Source organism: Dyadobacter sp. 676 (assembly GCF_040448675.1).
Classification (GTDB): Bacteria; Bacteroidota; Bacteroidia; order Cytophagales; family Spirosomataceae; genus Dyadobacter.
In genome coordinates this window covers 3,935,645-3,953,840 of the sequence record NZ_CP159289.1, presented here as the reverse complement: position 1 = coordinate 3,953,840, position 18,196 = coordinate 3,935,645, and the positions used below count along the sequence as shown (strand labels likewise).

The following is an 18,196-nucleotide window of genomic DNA, read 5'->3' as shown; positions in this document are numbered from 1 at the left end:
GCCGCTGCACGATGCATTGATGTACTCCGACGTCCGCCCTGCCGCGGAAGGAAAGTATTGCCGCGAAATCGCCGAACGTTTCCATTCGGAAGGCTATACCGGCTTCAACGCATCCAGCGGTTTATCCAAAATGGTATGGTATTCCAACCATTATACCGAAAAAGCAGCGCGGATCAAAACCTGGGTCCATGCCACGGATTTCATTATCGGCAAACTCTGCGGCGACTATTCCGTAACAGATTATACCAATGCATTGAAATCGGGCTTCGATGTGGGAACCGGAGAATGGCCGTCGTGGCTGACTAAGCATCTGCCGCTACGCAAAGAATGGTTGCAAAAAGTTGTTCCTTCGGGCACTCCCATTGGCCGCTTGCTTCCCGAATTGGGCAATAGCCTCGGATTAGGCCCCATTCAGGTAATCGCCGGCATGACCGACGGCTGCGCTTCCCAGGTAGCTTCCGGCGCGGTGCGGCCTGGCGACTGGAATACTACTATCGGTACTACGCTCGTGGTGAAAGGCGTAACAGTGCAGGAAATCCGCGATCCGGAAGGCAGGTTATACAGCCACCGCCACCCCGAAGGCTACTGGATGCCGGGCGGTGCGGGAAATATCGGCGCCGATTGGATTTCGTCGGGCTTTGCCGATCACCTCGACGCATTGACCAACGCCGCCGCGGACCTGATCCCCACCGGTCTGATCTCCTATCCGTTGCTCCAACCGGGCGAACGCTTTCCGTTTTTTGCACCACAGGCGCGGGGTTTCGCACCCGAAAACGCGGGCCGTGAAGCGCTTTTCGCCGCGAATATGGAGGGAGTCGCATTTGTGGAGCGTTATGCTTATGAAATGATCGAAAACCTTTCCGGCGAGGCGGTAAGGGCCGTTTACACGGCAGGCGGCGGGAGCAACAGCGACGTCTGGCTGACGATCCGCGCCAACGTGCTCAACCGCCCGGTGTACAAATGCGGTAATGTTACGGGCGCCGCAGGAGCGGCCATTGTGGCAGCGGCCGGATCGCATTACGGGTCGCTCTCCGAAGCCGCACGGGCAATGACGCGTATAGAAAAGACGATCCGCCCTGAACCCGCACTAGCGGAAGCGTACGCGCTGCAATACCGGAATTTTATCCAAACTTTGACAGAAAAAGGTTTCATCCCCGGCCCTGTGCCCGTAATCCATTAACTATGCTTCACGTATACCTGCTTCGCCACGGCGAAACTTCGTGGAACGCCGACGGCAACCGCTACTGCGGCGCCACGGACATCGGACTCACTCAAAAAGGCCTCGAACAGGCGCATTTGGCCGCCGCGTTGCTTAAAGGCGTTCAATTCGATGCGGTTTATACTTCTCCCCTTCAACGTGCGCACCGTACTGCCGCCATTGCCTCGGGTAACCGTGCCGACATTATTGTCGAACAGCGGTTAATCGAAGCATCGTTCGGGGAATGGGAAGGTAAAACGCGGGCCGAATTCATCGCCGAAAATCCCGCGCTCTGGAACGCCTGGGCGCAGGAACCCGACTATGTGCGCGCGGGCGGCACCGGCGAGACGGCCGTAGAAGTGGTGACGCGCGTGGACGATTTTTTTAATGAATTAATAACAAAACATCCGAACGGTACGGTGCTCGTGGTAGCGCACAATACCGTAAACCGCTTTTACATGGCCTGGAAGCTCGGTATGCCGCTGAAAAACTACCGGCAGATCGTCCAGGAAAATTCTTCCGTTACATTATTCAGTCTGGATTCCCGGGGGGAATTCAGCCTTTTGAAACTCAACTGCCGGTCCTGATTTTTGCACTTATGAAAAAGAACTTCCTGAATCCGCTCCTGTTAACCACACTGCTTGCGATCGGCGGCTACACCGGCTTCGCGCAAGGCAAGCTGAATGTCCTTAAAATCCAATCCGCAAAGGATTTACATGCTTATTTTCAATATACGGGCAATGATGTAATGCTCATCGCCGGCCACCGTGGCGGGATGGTAAAGGGTTTTCCGGAGAATTCCATTGCCACTTTCGAAAATACGCTGAAACACACGCCTGCATTCTTTGAAATCGACCCGCGGCTCACGAAGGACAGTGTCATCGTACTTATGCACGACGCCACCCTCGACCGCACAACTACCGGCAAGGGCAAACTGTCGGATTATACCTATGAAGAACTCAAGAAATTTCGCCTTAAAGACGCCGAGGGCAATGTGACCGACTTCCCCATCCCCAAATTATCCGAGGTAATCGAATGGGCGCGCGGCAAAACCGTGCTCAACCTCGACCATAAGGATGTGCCCCTGCCCATGACCGCCGCATTGATTAAAAAGCACAAGGCCGACGCATTTGTTATGCTCACAGTCCATAGCGCCGCCGAAATGCAATATTATTTGTCCCAAAACAAAAACCACACTTTCTCGGCATTCGTCCGGAACCGAAAAGAATACGACGACTATGAAAAAGCCGGCGTACCCTTCAATCAAATGATCGCCTACATCGGCCCGCATGTGAAGCCGGAGAACAGGGAATTGTACGAATTGCTGCACAAAAAAGGTACGATGTGCATGATTTCGGCCGCCTCTTCGTACGATAAGCTGAAAACACCCGAAGAGCGCCGGGCGGCATACCTCGCCATTGCCAAAGACGGCGCGTCCATTCTGGAATCGGATCTCCCGATAGAAGCGGCCGAAGCGGTGAAGGAGTATGTACAGAAAAGCAGCGCGAAGCAAAAGTTTTTTGGTAAGGAATAGCCAAAGGCCGCATAACAATACGTGTTGTCTGATAAAGAAAAAGAAGCGTTATTTCTATCGGATTGACTTCCTGGAAGCCTTGAAATCCCTGTACAACTGCGGACGAGCCTGTCCGCTTTTGAACAGGGATTTTTGCTATAAAGTACATAAATTCAATAAAATGACGACTTTCCCTTGCTGGCAAGATATTTTACATACCGAAATAGATCATATAACTCCAACCTATCCTATGAGACGAAGCGATCTGGGCGAATTCGAAGAAATCGTGTTGCTGGCAGTAGCTGCACTGGCGCCGGCGGCCTATTCGGTGAGCGTTGCCGAAGAACTTGAAAATGAAACCGGACAGGCCATCAGTACCGGCGCTGTGCATGCTGCGTTGCAACGCCTGGAACAGAAGGGCTACCTGAGTTCGTACCTCGGCGAGGCCACGCAGGAGCGTGGCGGACGGCGCAAGCGGCTGTTTACCGTAACCGCTTATGGTGGCAAGATCCTGCACGACGTCCGCTCGGTACGGAACAGCCTCTGGAACCGCATTACCCCTGCCGAACTATCGAAAATGGGCCTCGACTTTTCAAACCGCTGAACCATGCAACCACCACTCCCTCCCCGCTGGCTCGACAAGCTGGCTACGCGCATCTGCGCCCCGCATCTGCGCGAAGAGCTGCTCGGCGACCTGCACGAGCGCTATGCCCTGCGTTACCACCGCACAGGTGCGCGCAAAGCCAATTTTTTCTTCCTCCGTGAAGTCGTAGCGTTGCTCCGCCCGCCCATTATGAGCCGGGAACCATCACCCTACGGCTCGCCATCTGCATTCAGCTGCGATATGCTGCGCAATTATTTCAAAATCGGCTCACGGGTTTTGCTGAAAAACAGCGGCTATTCGCTGATTCATTTGACCGGGCTTTCCATTGGTCTCTGGGCTTGTATGATGGTAGCTACCGTGGTGATCGACAGCCTTTCTTATGACAGGCAATGGAGTAGGAAGGATGATATTTACAGGATTGTCACGGTGAATAAAATGGGGGAAGGCCTCTTCGAACGCAATTCTTCTTCCGTAATGGGGCTGGCTCCGGAGTTGCAGAAAAATTATACGGCGGTTGAGTCCTGGTCGAATATCAGTTCCGGTGAAAAATACTTCAAAATCCACCCGGAAGATAACGACGGTATCAACACCAGTTTGCTTACCGCCGACACTTCCATCCGCAAAATATTAGATATTAAACTGCTTGCGGGAAGTCTCAAACATTCGACGCAAAAGCACTGGAGTTTGCTCGTAACACAATCGTACGCTGCTCGCCTCTTTCCCGGCCAGGACCCGATCGGAAAGATCATTTACGACGTTCCTATTTTCAGCCCCGAGCCGACTCCTTACGAAATCACAGGCCTGATCGACGATTTGCCTTACAATAGTCACCTGCGCGCCGATGCCATCAGGCTGGAAGTCACAAAGCCGGAACCGCTTGTAACTACCGGCATCATGAGCTTCGGGAGAAATTACATACTCCTGAAACGTGGCACAGATGTTGGCGAATTCACCAAGAAAGTGAATGCCTGGTATGCAGATTTCACAAAAAACAAAGGCCGGGAGCAGTTCGAATTCCAGCCTTTAAAAGACATCTACCTCCATTCCGATTTCGCCGAAGGACAAAGCGTGAAGGCCAGCATCCGGACGATCTATATCTTCGCGGGCGTTGCACTATTGCTGCTGTTCATCGCCTGCGTCAATTTTGTCAATCTCAGCACGGCCAAAGCATTTGCGCGGGTTAAGGAAGCCGGTGTACGGAAAGTACTCAGCGGATCGCGGACGCAGCTCGTGTTGCAGCTTTTGACCGAAACCTTGCTATTATTCGGCATTTCCATCGGCATTGCGGTATTTGCATACTTCTCAACATTGCGACCGGTCGAAAACTTCCTCGGGCATCGGTTGGTACTCACATTTACTTCCAATATCCTGATGGCGGGGGGGCGCATTGCTGATGTTCCTCCTCACCGCATTGCTCACGGGCCTTTACCCCGCCTGGATTATCTCGGGCTTCAAACCGGCCAATACCTTACGCGGCATATTCACAGCATCGTGGGCGCAAACGGGGCTCCGCAAAACGCTCGTCGTCGCACAATTTTCCATTTCAATCATCGTATTGCTCGCTACCATCGTAGTCTGGCAGCAATTCGACCTGATGAAAAACAAAGACCTCGGCTACGATAAAAACAACCTGATCGGCATCGAGCAGATTTCCTGGAATGGTAAAGGCGAAGCATTTAAGAACGAACTGCAAAGGATACCGGGAGTCGTACGCAGTAGTCTGAGCCTGTGGATGCCCACAGAGGGAGCAGGCTATATGCAGCGCGAGGTCAAAGATCCGGCCCATGCAGGCCGCCGCCTGCGCGTCTGGTACATTGCCGGCGATGTGGACTTGCCTGCTACGCTGGGCCTGAAACTGGCGAAAGGTCGCATGTTCAGCAACCGTTTCGCCGATGCGCTTAATGCCGACTCCCTGCGGGAGAAGGATTTCGTAAAATTTGAAAAAGCGCAGTTGAACCAAAATTCGCTGATGACGGCCTCAGCCGCGAAAATGCTCGGTATCAAACGGCTGGATGTTCAGGCCGAAAATGTACAGACGGTACCTGTGGGAATTGTCGGCGATTTCCACAACGAATCGCTTTACGAACCGATGAAACCAACGCTCATCCTCGCGCAAAAGGCGCCGGAATATGCCGGTATGCTCATCCGCATCGAACCGGGGACTGAAATGCAGGTCGCGGCAGGCATACGAAAGCTCTGGAAACAGTTTTTCCCGGAGAAATTACTCCGTATCAACAACATAGCCGAACAGCTCACCCAGCAATACGAAGCCGAAGCCAAACTCCACCAGCTCTTCCTCTTTTTCAGCGGGCTTACGATGTTCCTTTCAGCATTGGGTATTTTCGGACTGGTAGTGCAGGCGGCCGAACAGCGAGCCAAGGAAGTGGGTATCCGTAAGGTGCTGGGCGCGTCGGTAGCCGGCATTGTTGGATTAATCTCAAAAGATTTTGTCAAACTGGTGGTCATCGCCATCGTGGTAGCGTCGCCGCTGGCATGGTATGCGCTGCAAAAATGGCTGGAAAATTATCCCTACCGGACGACGGTCCATTGGTGGGTATTCGCGGCGACGGGCTTCACGACGCTTGCCGTGACCATCGGCACGGTGGGTTTCCAGGCCATCCGCGCCGCCACAGCCGATCCGGTCCGCAGCCTTCGAAACGAGTAAACCGGTTTAGGGAATTAAAGTACAGCGATGCCACTTTAATTCCCCATTTTTGGCATGTAAACGGGCCGGCAATGCTGCTTTTCAGTTAGCATGACAATTGCATTGTACCATACAGTACCAAACCCCGTTCGTAATGCAAATGCTGTCCGGTCTCGGCAAAGCCCGATGTTTACCCCTCCTGATCCTGTTTACCCTTGCCATCATGCAGTCCTGTCGGAAAAACCCGAAAGACATGACCGACCAGGAACTGGCAGAGGCGATCGGCGGAGGCGACACTTATCCCGAACTTCTTTCCCTGGCTGCAAAATCGGGGATCGACACAAAGAAATTCGAAGCCGGCAACGGCCATGCGCCTGTTTTCGGGCTTTTGGAGGAGATCGCATTCGGCCACAAGCCTGCCATCCGTTTTACACAGAAAAAAATAAAAGCCGACACCGCCCTGATCCGCAATGCAGCCGAAGAGTTGGTGAAAGGACAGCCCGTGGAAAAGGTAATGGAACAGCTGGAACCGGTTTTCCCCGTTTACCATAACCTGAAAATCCATTATGACCGGCTGGTCAAGGCCAACAAGAAAGATAGCGCCGCCTACGTCGCGCAGACATTGAATGCTTATCGCTGGATTCGCCGGCAGGTCCAGGGAGCGCCGCGATTTGTAATGGTCAATATCCGGGGCGCTTACCTTACCGCCATGGATTCGGCGGGCAAAAATGTGCTTACCATGCGCACCGTCGTTGGCAAGCGCGATACGCCCACCCCTACGATCGACACCTACGCAACGAGCATCGTGACGCACCCTTACTGGAATGTGCCAAAAAGCATTGCAATCAAGGAAATTTTCCCCAAAGCCGCCGCCGATCCGGAATACCTGGTCAGGAACCGCATTCAGGTGATCGATAAAGACGGGCAGGCCGTCAATCCGGAAGAGCTGGAATGGGATGAGCTCACAGCGGACAAGTTCCCTTACCGGTTCCGGCAGGAAACCGGCGAAGACAACTCACTGGGTTTGTTAAAAGTGGAAATCAAAAATCCGCTGGCTATTTACCTGCATGATACCAACGCACGATATCTTTTCAAAAGCGACCAACGCTGGCGCAGCCACGGATGCGTACGCGTGCAAAAACCGACCGATCTGGCCAACTATATGGCCGGCACTCAGTTGCTCGACAGCGATTTTATGACCGAGCCCGATACCGTATCGCACCCGCCCAAATGGCACAAGCTGAAAGTACGGGTACCAGTATTTCTGCTGTACTTACCGGCTGATTGCAACGAGAAAGGCGATCTGATGTACTTTCCCGACATTTACAGGCGCGAAAGGCCCAATGCCTGAACGTCGGCAACAGCTTCCATTCCGGCGAGCAACGAAGAATTTTTAAGGTAATGCTGGTCGCCGGAGTAGATAAACAGCCCCGCGCCGTTGTAAAGCAAGTTGATCAGCTTTTTGGAATCGGCGATCGAAACGGCGGGACAACCCAGACTGCGGCCGAGGCGGCCGGTGTTTTTGATAAATGATTCACTCACATAATCGGCACCGTGCATTACAATGGCCCGTTCGAGCGCGCGGTCGTTAATGCCTTTTTCCAAACCTTCCAGACGAAGAGAAAGGCCATGCTTGCCCTGGTATGTTCCCAATGTCTTGTAAAAGCCCAAACTCGACTGATAGGAAGAATTGGCGTTCGAGAAATGCTCCGCAAACTCCTTCCCCGAGTTGCGGCCGTGAGCGACGTAGGTATTGTAAAGCACCTTCTTTTTCAGCAGATCGATCACATACAACCGCTTGTTGCGCGACGATTGGGTAAAATCCGCGATCGCCATAATCGGGTTATCGAGTTTTATTTTCTGGAATCCAAACCATGCGCAGTAGAACGCGCGCGCCGACAAGCCTTGTTTTTTCAGGCCCAGCGAGTCATATAATGAAATCCATTCGGGACGGGCAACAGCCGAATCGGCCTTCGCGACCGGCAACTTTTTTATGGTAGAAGAATTGGGAAGTGGGTTGGCCCGGTGTACACTCAATGAAATGCCTGCTGCTATCAATACCGCTGCCAAAACCCCATGCGCTTTTGTCATTTCCTGTTGTTTATTTGAGACTATATGCTTCAAAATCAATCCAAAAGAGGCGCCGTCAAACGACCCCAACTTAACAGCCCAAAAAACGCAAATGGTTCCGAAAAATTTCAGAACCATTTGCAATATGCTAATAATCAACTAATTACAAAAGACAATTCTTGACTACACCTGACCAAACACTCATTCCCCGTTCCACGGCCTCATTCAGTCATTCACTCATTTTTTTTCAATCCCCGCCAAAACCCGCCCTATATCATTTGCCCGGGCCATATAGGAAAGGCTGGCATCGAGATCGCGGCCGTCGATCGCCTCCTTGAATTTTTTAAGCAGCTCGATATAGTCGCCCAGGGCCTTGGAGACATTCTTTTTGTTCTGGTCGAAAATCGGGGCCCACATTTGGGGGGGAACTTTTCGCAAGACGGACCGTGGACGAAAAACCGGTGCTCGCCATGTCGAAGATCGCCCGCTCGTCGCGTTCCTTGTCCAGCACGGTCATACCCAATGCGAAAGAGCTGATATGGCTCAGATGCGACACGTAGGCCAAATGCAAGTCATGCTCTACAGGGTTCATGTAATGGATTTTCATCCCTACATCGCGCAGGAACGTTTCTACCAGTCCCAGCGAGTCGGGATTGCTCTTTTCCTTGTCGCAGATGATCACGTTCTTATCGATCAGCAATTCGCGGAATGCCGCGCCGGGGCCAGAGTTTTCGGTTCCGGCCATCGGGTGCGCCGCTACGAACTGGCCGCGCTTGGGATGCTTATCCGCCAGTTTGCAAATAAGCTCTTTGGTCGAACCCAGATCGGTGATCGTCCGGCCATCGGGCACGTGATCGAGCATGTAGGGCAGCAATTTGGTAATGGCGTCGACAGGCGTCGCGAGCACATTCAGCTCGGATACCTGCAATGCCTCGTCGAGCGTGAGTATCTCGTCCACGATCCCTTTCGCCAACGCTATTTTCTGATTGACCGTCGAATTATCGACACCCACGAATTTGACGTGCGGGTATTTCCCGCGCAATCCCAGGGCAAACGACCCGCCCAGCAGGCCGACCCCTATAACACTGATTATCATTATTTTAAATTTAAAATACCACCACTATTACCCCCTGATCCGCTCCACTGCCTCCCAAATCCTTTCTTTGGGCATGCATAACGACAACCGGATATAACGCTGGCCTTTGGGACCGAAGATGAAACCGGGTGCAATGAAAACGTGCTTGTCGACGAGCAGGCTATTTACCAGCTTTTCCGCCGACTCGGTCGCGTCCGGCAGCTTGCCCCAGAGGAACATGCCCTCCTGCTTTTCGTCCCAGGTGCAGCCCAAAGCATTCAGCAATGCCTCCGAAGCCTCCAGGCGCCCCTGGTACACCGCATTACGTTCCGCATGCCATTCGGGCGAATTGCCCAATGCCGCCACCGCGGCCTCCTGCATCGCCCAGAACATGCCCGAATCGACATTGCTCTTGATCGTCAGCACCGCGCTGATGTACTCCTTCGCGCCCGCAAGCCACCCCAGCCGCCAGCCGGCCATGTTATGCGACTTGCTCATCGAGTTCAGCTCGATCGCCACTTCCTTCGCACCTTCGATCGAAAGCAGGCTGATCGGCTCCTTCTTATTGAGAACCAAGCTATAAGGATTGTCGTGACATAACAGAATGCGGTGTTTTTTCGCAAACGCAACGGCTTCTTGGAACAGCTCGCGTGTTGCGGGCGCGCCCGTGGGCATATGCGGGTAATTGAGCCACATGATTTTCGTTTTCGGAGTCACGAGATCTCCCATGGCACGCCAATCGGGCTGCCAGCCATGGTCTTCGCGCAGCGGATATTCCTTCACCACCGCACCGACCATCCGGCTCACGGCGCGGTAGGCCGGGTAGCCCAGCTCGGGCACCAGCACCTCGTCGCCCGGATCGAGGAATGTAAGCGATATATGGGTAATGCCCTCTTTGGAACCAATGAGCGGCAATATTTCGGTATTCGGATCGAGTGTTACGCCATAAGTACGATAATAATAGTCTGCAACTGATTTTCTGAAAGCAGGGGTGCCTGTATAAGGCTGATAACCATGCGCCTGCGGTTGATAGGCAGCGGTTGTCAATGCTTCCAGCGTTTCTACTGAGGGCATCATATCCGGGTTTCCGATCCCCAGATTGATGACGTCATGCCCTTCGGCAATCAGTTTGCGCACTTCGGCCAGCTTCACCGAGAAATAGTATTCCGATGTCTGCCTGGTGCGCTGTGCAGTTTCTATGATCATTATTATGACTAAATTGTGCTTTTAGCCTTGGCTATCAGCGGTTAAAACGTCCGTCCGGAACATCCCGGCGAAACGGGGCGCAATTTACGACAATTTCCTGACGACATGTTTTTGAAAAGACCGAAAGGACGGAATCAACCATTATTTCCTGAACGGTAGTATCGACGCCGGAGTTGAAGGAGGCCCCGCCGGGGCCGTAACGCATGGGGGCTGGATTTGCTATTTGTCCCTTATCTACATATCTCACCTCAATATTTTAAATTGCGACATGAACAAACTACTTATCCTTGCTCTTTTCGTCGCATTGCTGGCCGGCTGTTCCAAGCCGACCGAAAAAATCATCGTCGCTACGGCCGCTAATGTGCAATATGTGATGAAGGAAATCCAGCGGGAATTCGAGAAAGAATCGGGCAAGAAAGTCGAGATCGTGGTGGCCTCTTCCGGCAAGCTCACAACCCAGATCCGCGAAGGCGCGCCGTTCGACGTATTCGTTTCAGCGGACACCAAATACCCCGAGGAAATTTTCAAAAACGGCGGCTCCGACCATAAGCCCGAAGTTTACGCTACCGGCGCATTGGTACTCTGGTCAAAGGACATCCCCGAAACCGACCTCAAACCGGAGATATTAACCACCGCCAATGTCAAAAAAATAGCCATCCCCAACCCTCAAACGGCACCCTACGGCGAAGCGGCAATACAGGTTTTGAATGCATCCAAACTCTATGATCAAACCGAGAAGAAGCTCGTCTACGGCGAAAGCATCGCTCAAACCGCTCAGTACATCACCACCGGCTCCGCCGAAGTGGGTTTCAACGCGTTATCTATTGTGTTGTCTCCTGAAATGAAGGGTAAAGGGCATTATATCATCGTAGATTCCAGCCTCTATAAACCTATTCAGCAGGCTGCCATTCTTTTGAAACATAGCAAAGACTCTCCCAAAAAAGCATCGAGCGAACGATTCTATCAATTCCTTTATTCCCCAAAAGCGAAAGCCATTTTCAGGAAATATGGGTATAAGTAACCGGGGGTGGTCAGGATTGATGGTCAGGAATTGTCATTTGTAGTCAGATGTAGTCATTAACAGTCAGGTATGGTCATTAATAGTCAGGATTAGTCATTAACAGTCAGGTATGGTCATGATAACCAGGTATAATCAAGAATAGTCATCGACCGTCAGAAGGTAATAAACACACCCTGACCACACCTGACCATTCACTCATTCCCCGTTCCATGGCGAATCATTCAATCATTCAAAATTAAAAAAGTGAACGCTCAACCAATCTTCCTGACGCTAAAACTCGCCGGCATTACCTCGGTACTGCTGCTGCTAATCGCTTTACCGATCGCGTACTGGCTGGTTTTCGGGAAGTTTAAAGGACGCGGGGTGGTGGAAGCGCTGATAGGCATGCCGCTCGTGCTGCCGCCTTCGGTGATCGGTTTTTATTTGCTGCTCGCATTCAGCCCGTCACATTGGTTTGGGGCGTGGGTCGAGGAATATCTGGGGCTCAGGCTGGTATTTTCGTTTCCGGGACTGGTAATCGCCTCCATCTTATACAGTCTTCCATTTATGATTTACCCGATCCGCGCAGGGCTTCAATCGCTGCCGGCCTCGCTCCGGGAGGCGTCCTATACGCTGGGCAAAAGCGAGTGGCGGACATTTGCGGAAGTGCTCCTGCCCAATTGTAAACCGGCCATCCTGACCGCGTTCGTACTCACGTTCGCACACACTGTCGGCGAGTTCGGCGTGGTGCTCATGATCGGGGGTAATATCCCGGGCGTAACCAAAGTGGCTTCCGTAGCCATTTACAATGAGGTCGAAGCGTTGAATTACTCCGCAGCCAACGAGTACGCGATGGTGCTTTTTGCGATCACTTTCATTATTTTGCTGGTTGTTTACGCTATTAACAATCGACTGCTCCGTGTCAGACAACCTGCTTGACGTCCATATCCGGCATACCCTGCACACCGTGCACGGCATCTTGCCGATGGAAGTCGATTTTTCGCTCGCACGCGGCAGCATGATGGTTTTAACCGGCCCTTCGGGTGCGGGCAAAACCACATTGCTCCGGCTGATCGCCGGCCTGATCCATCCCGACTCCGGTCGCATTACATTTGAAAATAATACCTGGCTGGATTCCTCGCTGCGTGTGCACGTACCGGTGCAAAAACGGCATATCGGCTTTGTTTTCCAGGATTATGCCTTGTTTCCGCATATGACGGTCCGGAAAAACCTGCTATTTGCGCTTGCACGGAACCAGTCCGCCGAAATTGCCGACGAACTCCTGGAAGCCACCGGCCTTTCTCAGCTGGCCGATCGTAGCCCTGCCCAGCTCTCGGGTGGCCAACAGCAACGCGTGGCACTCGCGCGCGCGCTCGTCCGCAAGCCCGAATTGCTCCTGATGGACGAACCTTTCGCCGCCCTCGATCCGGAAATGCGTCTGCAATTGCAGGATTTGCTCCTGAAACTCCACCGGAAACATGGCTTTTCGGCAATAATTGTGACACACGACATGGGCGAGATTTTCCGCCTCGCCGACCATGTTGCGATCATGGAGGCCGGAAAGCTAACCCGGACCGGGACTCCCCCGGAAGTATATTTAAATAATGACCACACTGGCGGGCTGGTTGTTTACGGGGAAGTGCTCACCGTCGAGAAACCGGGCGAAACACTTCTAATCCGGGCGTGGATCGACGGCAAAATCCGCCAATTGGACGTTCCCGCGCATTTCGAAGCACAAATGCAGCCGGGCACTCCGTTCACCTTACATTATACCGCGGATTGTGTCGATATCCGCATTTTGAAAAGCTACAAGCTGTAAGCCATAGGCTGTTTGCGGGTGTGGTGTATAAGGGTAATTTCAACGAAAATCTGTCTTTTTCCCAAAAATCATTCTTAACACTCAAACATGCGGGTATTTTTCAAACTATTTCAGATCGCATTTCTGGCGCTTCCATTGCTGGCCATGCGCCAGGACAAGCCGTTACGCGTTGTATTCTTCGGCGATTCCATCACCCAGGCGGGAGTGAGCCCCACGGGCTACATTACCAAAATGGGCGAAATGCTGAAAGCAAAGGGGCAGGACGGCCAATATGAACTGATCGGCGCCGGAATCGGCGGCAACAAGGTATATGACCTCTATTTAAGGCTGGAAGACGATGTCCTGGCCAAAAAGCCCGACGTGGTATTCATTTATGTGGGTATCAACGATGTCTGGCATAAGGCATCATCCGGAACAGGCACCGATCCCGACAAATATGTTAAATTCTACGAAGCTTTGATTAAGAAAATGAAAGCGCAAAATATCCGTGTGATCGTGTGCACACCTACCGTGATCGGCGAGCGCAATGATAATTCCAACCAGCAGGACGGCGATTTGAACCAATATTCCAAACTGATCCGCGAAATCGCAACGCGCAACAATCTGCAACTGCTCGACCTGCGCAAGCATTTCCTCGATTACCTGGCAAAAAACAACCCGGAAAACAAGGAAAAAGGCATTCTCACCACCGATCGGGTGCATCTGACCGAGGCTGGCAACCAGTTTCTGGCCGAGAAAATGCTGGAAGCATTGGTGCAGAAGTAAGTTTTTATTGCAAATGGAGAAAGTCCCGGAAACTCGGTTTCCGGGACTTTTTTTATCCCTATTTAACCGCTTGATAACCACTAGCGTCACCTGATCATTGCTTTCGGAAAGAGTTTGGGATAAGTACAAAATTGAAAACCGGGTCGACCAACCTGGTTTTACACTTCACCTTATCCTAAATTTTGTCCTATGAAACAACACCTCCTGCCATTATTCATTGTGGCGTCAGTCATTCTCCTGCTTGTTTACACTTGTTACACCCGTTTTTTCCCAAACCATTTAACTTCGTCGGCCGCGGGCATGCATAATGCAGGCCCTCGGCAATCTCCCAAATATGCGAATACGCCTATTCCACCCCGCCTTGGGGAAACCATCGCTTTGCGCGAATATCACATTTCCTACGACCGCACCCGGCATATTCTCCAGAGCCCCAATCGGAAGCATAATCTCCGCGCATATTACCAGCCCGGAAACTTTACCGTTCAGAACCGCGTCGATTCCCCGGGTTATGATTTTTTCCTTACATTAAGAAATGAAGGCGTATTGGCCGACGGCCGGCTGATCGACCAGCCCGATCCTTCCGCCAGACCTGAAATTATGGAAAACAGACTGCTGATCCGTCATGCAAAATTCGAGGAAGAATTTATCAACAACGAAGACGGCGTAAGGCAGAATTTCATCGTTCGCGAGGCGCCCGCGGGTACAAAGGAATTAAAGGTAAAACTTGCCGCCGAAGGCCTGCACATTCAGAATGGTACCGAAAACGAACTGCGTTTTTTTACCCGAAACGACAAAGCCAATCCCCGGCTCGTTTACCGCGATCTCAAATGCTGGGATGCCCATAACCAGCTACTTGCCGCGCATCTGACCGGCAAAGGGCAGCAAATCCAGATCACCGTCGACGTACGCAACGCAGCCTACCCGGTAACTATCGACCCTATTGTGGTAAATGGTAATCCCGCCAATGCCAACGCGCTGCTGGAATCGGATCAGGCCGACGCCTGGCTGGGCTTTTCGGTTGCTTCGGCTGGCGATGTGAATGCAGATGGATACAGCGATGTGCTGGCGGGAGCGCCGCATTACGATAATGGCGAAGACAGCGAAGGGGCGGCGTTTCTCTACTATGGTTCCGCGAATGGCCTCGATCCGATGCCGACGCTTTTGGAAAGTAACCAGGCACATGCCGAAATGGGTTATTCGGTTGCAAGTGCAGGAGATGTAAACGCGGACGGATTCGGCGATATTGCTGTCGGTGCGCCATTTTATGATAACGGGCAAACCAACGAGGGAGCGGTGTTCGTTCACCTGGGGTCGCCCAAAGGAATTAAGCCAAATCCGGCCGTCGTGCTGGAAGGGAACCAGTTCGGAGCGCAGTTCGGAATATCCGTCGCAATGGCCGGTGATATTAATGCCGATGGTTGCAGTGATTTAATTGCAGGGGCTAACGAGTTCGATCAGGGGCAGTTGAATGAAGGAGCGGCATTTGTTTTTTATGGCTCAAAAGCGGGTATCGATCCTGATAAAGCAACCATTCTCGAAATGAACCAATCGATCTCCGGAATGGGCAGCTCGGTAGCAGGTGCGGGGGATGTGAATGCCGATGGTTTCTCGGATGTGCTTGTAGGCGCACCGTTTTATGATCTGGGGGAGGCCAATGAAGGCGCTGCGTTTGTTTATCTGGGCAGTGTAAAAGGCATTTCGTTAGTTCCAACCATTTTACAAAGCAATCAGGCCGATGCTCACCTGGGCATTTCGCTGGCATCCGCCGGTGACATCAATGGCGACTCCTTTTCCGATATCATCCTCGGCGCGCCGCATTACGATAAGGTCTATTCGGACCAGGGGTTGGTTAAAATCCACCTCGGCTCCGCGGCCGGAATCGATACCGGCACGTCGATCGCACTCGCGGGACAGCAACTGGAAGAAGAATTTGGCCGGGCGGTCGCCTGTGCGGGAGATGTGGAAGGGGACGGCTATGCCGATATCCTGATCGCGAGCCGGATGCAGGGCAAAAACCTGCTCAATGAAGGGGTGGTTATCCTTTTTTCAGGGATTCAGGCCGGTATTAATAAAAAACCTTTATCTGTTTTCAAAAGTGGCCAGGCCGATGCTTATCTGGGCCAGTCGCTCGCCAGCGCAGGCGATATAGACGGTGATGGTTTCAGCGACATTGTCGTCGGCGCCCATCTCTACGATCTCGGACAAAATAACGAAGGCGCTGTCGTGGTATGGCACGGTGGCGCATCCGGCCCGGACGCTGCCACGGCAACCGCATTGCATTCCAATCAGCCGGAATCTGCATTCGGTTATGCGGTATCGGGGGCGGGCGACGTAAATGGCGACGGTTACGGTGATGTGATCGTCGGTGCGCCGCGTTTCGACAACGGGCAACAGGACGAGGGAGTTGCATTTCTGTTTCCGGGAACACCGGATGGAATCAGCAAAACAGCGTCCAATATGCTTGAAGCCGATCAGGCCGATGCCGGTTTTGGCACATCCGTTTCCGCCGCCGGCGATATCAATGGTGATGGCTTTGGCGATATAATTATAGGTGCCATGCATTACGACGATGGCGAAGATGAGGAAGGGGCGGCATTTGTATACATGGGCTCCCCCTCCGGCCTCAGCGCCATTGCCATCAAACTGGAAAGCAACAAAACCGGTGCCTGGCTTGGATGCGCAGTAGCGCACGCCGGCGACCTCAATGACGACGGATTTTCCGAAATAATAATAGGTGCGATGAACTACTCCAACGGCCAGTCGGAAGAAGGCGCGCTTTATGTATTCCCTGGTTCACTCACCGGACCCAATCCCGCAGGATTACGGATCATCGAAAGCGACCAGGAAGATGCGCGGCTCGGCAATGCGGTATCATCCGTCGGCGATCTGAATGGCGACGGCAGTGACGACATCGTTGCAGGCGCATACAGTGTTGGCGATTACGATGCCGGGGCAATATTCATTGGTTATGCAAAAGCCAGTTCACTGGATTCGCTTACGATCGATTGTATCAAAGCCACGGAGGAGCAGGCGCATTTCGGCTGGGATGTGTCGGGAGCGGGAGACGTAAATGGCGATGGTTTCAATGACCTGATCGTCGGGGCACATGCGTATGACAATGGCGATGGCGCTGCGCACATCTACTATGGCTCCCCCGACGGCATAACGCCCGGGAACGTTACGCACCTGTACACGCACGAAACAGGTATGGCCGCAGCCATGGGCGAGTCCGTCGCGGGCGCTGGCGACCTGAATGGCGATGGGTACGGCGATGTGGTCGTCGGCGAGCCGTGGTTCATCGATGAAAACACCTCGATACTGACCGGCCTGCTTCTGATTTACTACGGGTCGCCCACAGGAATTAATCCCAGCCCGCAACGAATAAAGGGCAATGGCAACGATATTTACGATTTCTTTGGCTGGTCGGTGGCCGCCGCCGGTGACGTCAATGCTGATGGCTTCAGTGACATCATTGCCGGCTCACCGAATTTCAGCTCCGACCAGACGGACGCGGATGCTGCATTTATTTACTATGGAAACAACAGTCGGGGTACGCGAAATGCCATCCGCCTTTACAATTCCGACCTGATCACATTGCTCAACTATCAGCAGCACAACAAAAGTAACTTCGGGATCGGATTGTACGCTAAATCATTTTTGGGCGTAAACAAAGGAAGGTTGGTGTGGGAAGCGGTTTCGAATGGTAACGGCTTCTCGGCGGGCCCGAACGGCTGGCTTGCCAATAGTACATCGTATACCGGATCTCAAAAAGGGTATTACATCTTGACAGGCGCCGAGCTGAAAAACACCATCGGCAAGCCAGGCCCCGGGACAAACCTGCGAATCAGAATCCGGTACAATCCAGCCCTTGCATTGACGGGACAAATTTACGGCCCATGGCGATATCTTGCCGGACCATCGGCCGGATCAACCAGTGCGCCAACACCATTAAACCCTGGGAACGGACCCGAAGAAAAACCCATCCTGCCAATCTGCGTATACCCCAATCCGGCGGCTTCGGAGTTACACGTCCGTACCGAAAAGAATCTGTCCGTCACCGAATCGGCTTTGATCACCACCGACGGTTCGGTAATCCGAAAATGGAAGAACAGTCCCGAAAAACTTGACATCAGGGGAATCCCTCCCGGCCGGTATATTCTCCGCATCCGCTACGCTGACGCCCCCGAAAGCCGCCATCCCCTTGTGCTGTATTAATTATCCTGCGGCCACTTTCCGGAGGTCGGCAAGCCACCGGCTAAGCGGTTTTCACCTGAGAATAATCGCTTAGCTTTTTTAACTCCC

Annotated in this window: 14 protein-coding genes and 1 pseudogene; 12 read left to right on the top strand and 3 right to left on the bottom strand. The window is 52.7% G+C overall.

The window, feature by feature from the left end:
- Positions 1 to 19 precede the first annotated feature (19 nt).
- The 7 genes from ABV298_RS17665 to ABV298_RS17635 all read left to right on the top strand — a co-directional run bounded on the left by ABV298_RS17665 (position 20) and on the right by ABV298_RS17635 (position 7,310).
- Entirely contained in the window at positions 20 to 1,180 is a 1,161-nt protein-coding gene (locus tag ABV298_RS17665) for an FGGY-family carbohydrate kinase (RefSeq protein WP_353717508.1), read from the top strand.
- Positions 1,181 to 1,182: 2 nt separating this feature from the next.
- Complete coding sequence (locus ABV298_RS17660) at positions 1,183 to 1,785, top strand: histidine phosphatase family protein (RefSeq protein ID WP_353717507.1); 603 nt, start codon at positions 1,183 to 1,185, stop codon at positions 1,783 to 1,785.
- Between the two features lie 11 nt (positions 1,786 to 1,796).
- A complete protein-coding gene (locus tag ABV298_RS17655) occupies positions 1,797 to 2,732 on the top strand; it encodes a glycerophosphodiester phosphodiesterase family protein (protein ID WP_353717506.1) in 936 nt (311 codons plus the stop codon).
- Between the two features lie 229 nt (positions 2,733 to 2,961).
- Positions 2,962 to 3,315 carry a helix-turn-helix transcriptional regulator gene (locus ABV298_RS17650; protein WP_353717505.1) on the top strand — a complete coding sequence of 118 codons (354 nt, stop codon included), beginning with the start codon at positions 2,962 to 2,964 and terminating at the stop codon, positions 3,313 to 3,315.
- A 3-nt stretch (positions 3,316 to 3,318) separates the two neighbouring features.
- The gene (locus tag ABV298_RS17645) at positions 3,319 to 4,938 is read left to right on the top strand and encodes a permease prefix domain 2-containing transporter (protein WP_353717504.1); all 1,620 of its coding nucleotides are present in this window, start codon (positions 3,319 to 3,321) and stop codon (positions 4,936 to 4,938) included.
- Positions 4,871 to 5,980, top strand: coding sequence for an FtsX-like permease family protein (locus ABV298_RS17640; protein WP_353717503.1), 1,110 nt, complete (start codon positions 4,871 to 4,873; stop codon positions 5,978 to 5,980). Before ABV298_RS17645 ends, ABV298_RS17640 begins: the two co-directional genes overlap by 68 nt.
- 133 nt (positions 5,981 to 6,113) lie before the next feature.
- On the top strand, positions 6,114 to 7,310 hold the full coding sequence (locus ABV298_RS17635) for a L,D-transpeptidase family protein (RefSeq protein WP_353717502.1): 1,197 nt from the start codon (positions 6,114 to 6,116) through the stop codon (positions 7,308 to 7,310).
- Here the strand turns inward: ABV298_RS17635 and ABV298_RS17630 are convergent.
- From ABV298_RS17630 to ABV298_RS17620, 3 genes and pseudogenes are all read right to left on the bottom strand, one after another.
- Entirely contained in the window at positions 7,283 to 8,050 is a 768-nt protein-coding gene (locus ABV298_RS17630; RefSeq protein WP_353717501.1) for a murein L,D-transpeptidase catalytic domain family protein, read from the bottom strand. The genes ABV298_RS17635 and ABV298_RS17630 overlap by 28 nt on opposite strands.
- 216 nt (positions 8,051 to 8,266) lie before the next feature.
- Positions 8,267 to 9,125, bottom strand: a pseudogene (locus ABV298_RS17625) (prephenate dehydrogenase).
- 27 nt (positions 9,126 to 9,152) lie between these two features.
- Positions 9,153 to 10,310: an aminotransferase class I/II-fold pyridoxal phosphate-dependent enzyme gene (locus ABV298_RS17620; protein ID WP_353717500.1), complete on the bottom strand. Its 1,158-nt coding sequence runs from the start codon at positions 10,308 to 10,310 to the stop codon at positions 9,153 to 9,155.
- Between the two features lie 268 nt (positions 10,311 to 10,578).
- Between ABV298_RS17620 and modA the strand changes: the two genes are divergently transcribed.
- The 5 genes from modA to ABV298_RS17595 all read left to right on the top strand — a co-directional run bounded on the left by modA (position 10,579) and on the right by ABV298_RS17595 (position 18,109).
- Positions 10,579 to 11,331 (top strand): molybdate ABC transporter substrate-binding protein, encoded by a 753-nt coding sequence (gene modA / locus ABV298_RS17615; RefSeq protein ID WP_353717499.1) that lies wholly within the window; start codon positions 10,579 to 10,581, stop codon positions 11,329 to 11,331.
- 243 nt (positions 11,332 to 11,574) lie between these two features.
- Positions 11,575 to 12,249, top strand: coding sequence for a molybdate ABC transporter permease subunit (modB, locus tag ABV298_RS17610; protein ID WP_353717498.1), 675 nt, complete (start codon positions 11,575 to 11,577; stop codon positions 12,247 to 12,249).
- Entirely contained in the window at positions 12,230 to 13,129 is a 900-nt protein-coding gene (locus ABV298_RS17605; protein WP_353717497.1) for an ABC transporter ATP-binding protein, read from the top strand. The genes modB and ABV298_RS17605 overlap by 20 nt, the downstream gene beginning before the upstream one ends.
- 87 nt (positions 13,130 to 13,216) lie before the next feature.
- Complete coding sequence (locus ABV298_RS17600) at positions 13,217 to 13,894, top strand: SGNH/GDSL hydrolase family protein (protein WP_353717496.1); 678 nt, start codon at positions 13,217 to 13,219, stop codon at positions 13,892 to 13,894.
- 189 nt (positions 13,895 to 14,083) lie between these two features.
- Positions 14,084 to 18,109, top strand: coding sequence for an FG-GAP-like repeat-containing protein (locus ABV298_RS17595; RefSeq protein WP_353717495.1), 4,026 nt, complete (start codon positions 14,084 to 14,086; stop codon positions 18,107 to 18,109).
- Positions 18,110 to 18,196 lie beyond the last annotated feature (87 nt).

Bases quoted from the DNA above. Each gene is read 5' to 3' on its own strand.
- ABV298_RS17665 (WP_353717508.1), top strand. From the start codon at position 20: ATGTACTCCGACGTCCGCCCTGCCGCGGAAGGAAAGTATTGCCGCGAA.
- ABV298_RS17660 (WP_353717507.1), top strand. From the start codon at position 1,183: ATGCTTCACGTATACCTGCTTCGCCACGGCGAAACTTCGTGGAACGCC.
- ABV298_RS17655 (WP_353717506.1), top strand. From the start codon at position 1,797: ATGAAAAAGAACTTCCTGAATCCGCTCCTGTTAACCACACTGCTTGCG.
- ABV298_RS17650 (WP_353717505.1), top strand. From the start codon at position 2,962: ATGAGACGAAGCGATCTGGGCGAATTCGAAGAAATCGTGTTGCTGGCA.
- ABV298_RS17645 (WP_353717504.1), top strand. From the start codon at position 3,319: ATGCAACCACCACTCCCTCCCCGCTGGCTCGACAAGCTGGCTACGCGC.
- ABV298_RS17635 (WP_353717502.1), top strand. From the start codon at position 6,114: ATGCAAATGCTGTCCGGTCTCGGCAAAGCCCGATGTTTACCCCTCCTG.
- ABV298_RS17630 (WP_353717501.1), bottom strand. From the start codon at position 8,050: ATGACAAAAGCGCATGGGGTTTTGGCAGCGGTATTGATAGCAGCAGGC.
- ABV298_RS17620 (WP_353717500.1), bottom strand. From the start codon at position 10,310: ATGATCATAGAAACTGCACAGCGCACCAGGCAGACATCGGAATACTAT.
- modA (WP_353717499.1), top strand. From the start codon at position 10,579: ATGAACAAACTACTTATCCTTGCTCTTTTCGTCGCATTGCTGGCCGGC.
- ABV298_RS17600 (WP_353717496.1), top strand. From the start codon at position 13,217: ATGCGGGTATTTTTCAAACTATTTCAGATCGCATTTCTGGCGCTTCCA.
- ABV298_RS17595 (WP_353717495.1), top strand. From the start codon at position 14,084: ATGAAACAACACCTCCTGCCATTATTCATTGTGGCGTCAGTCATTCTC.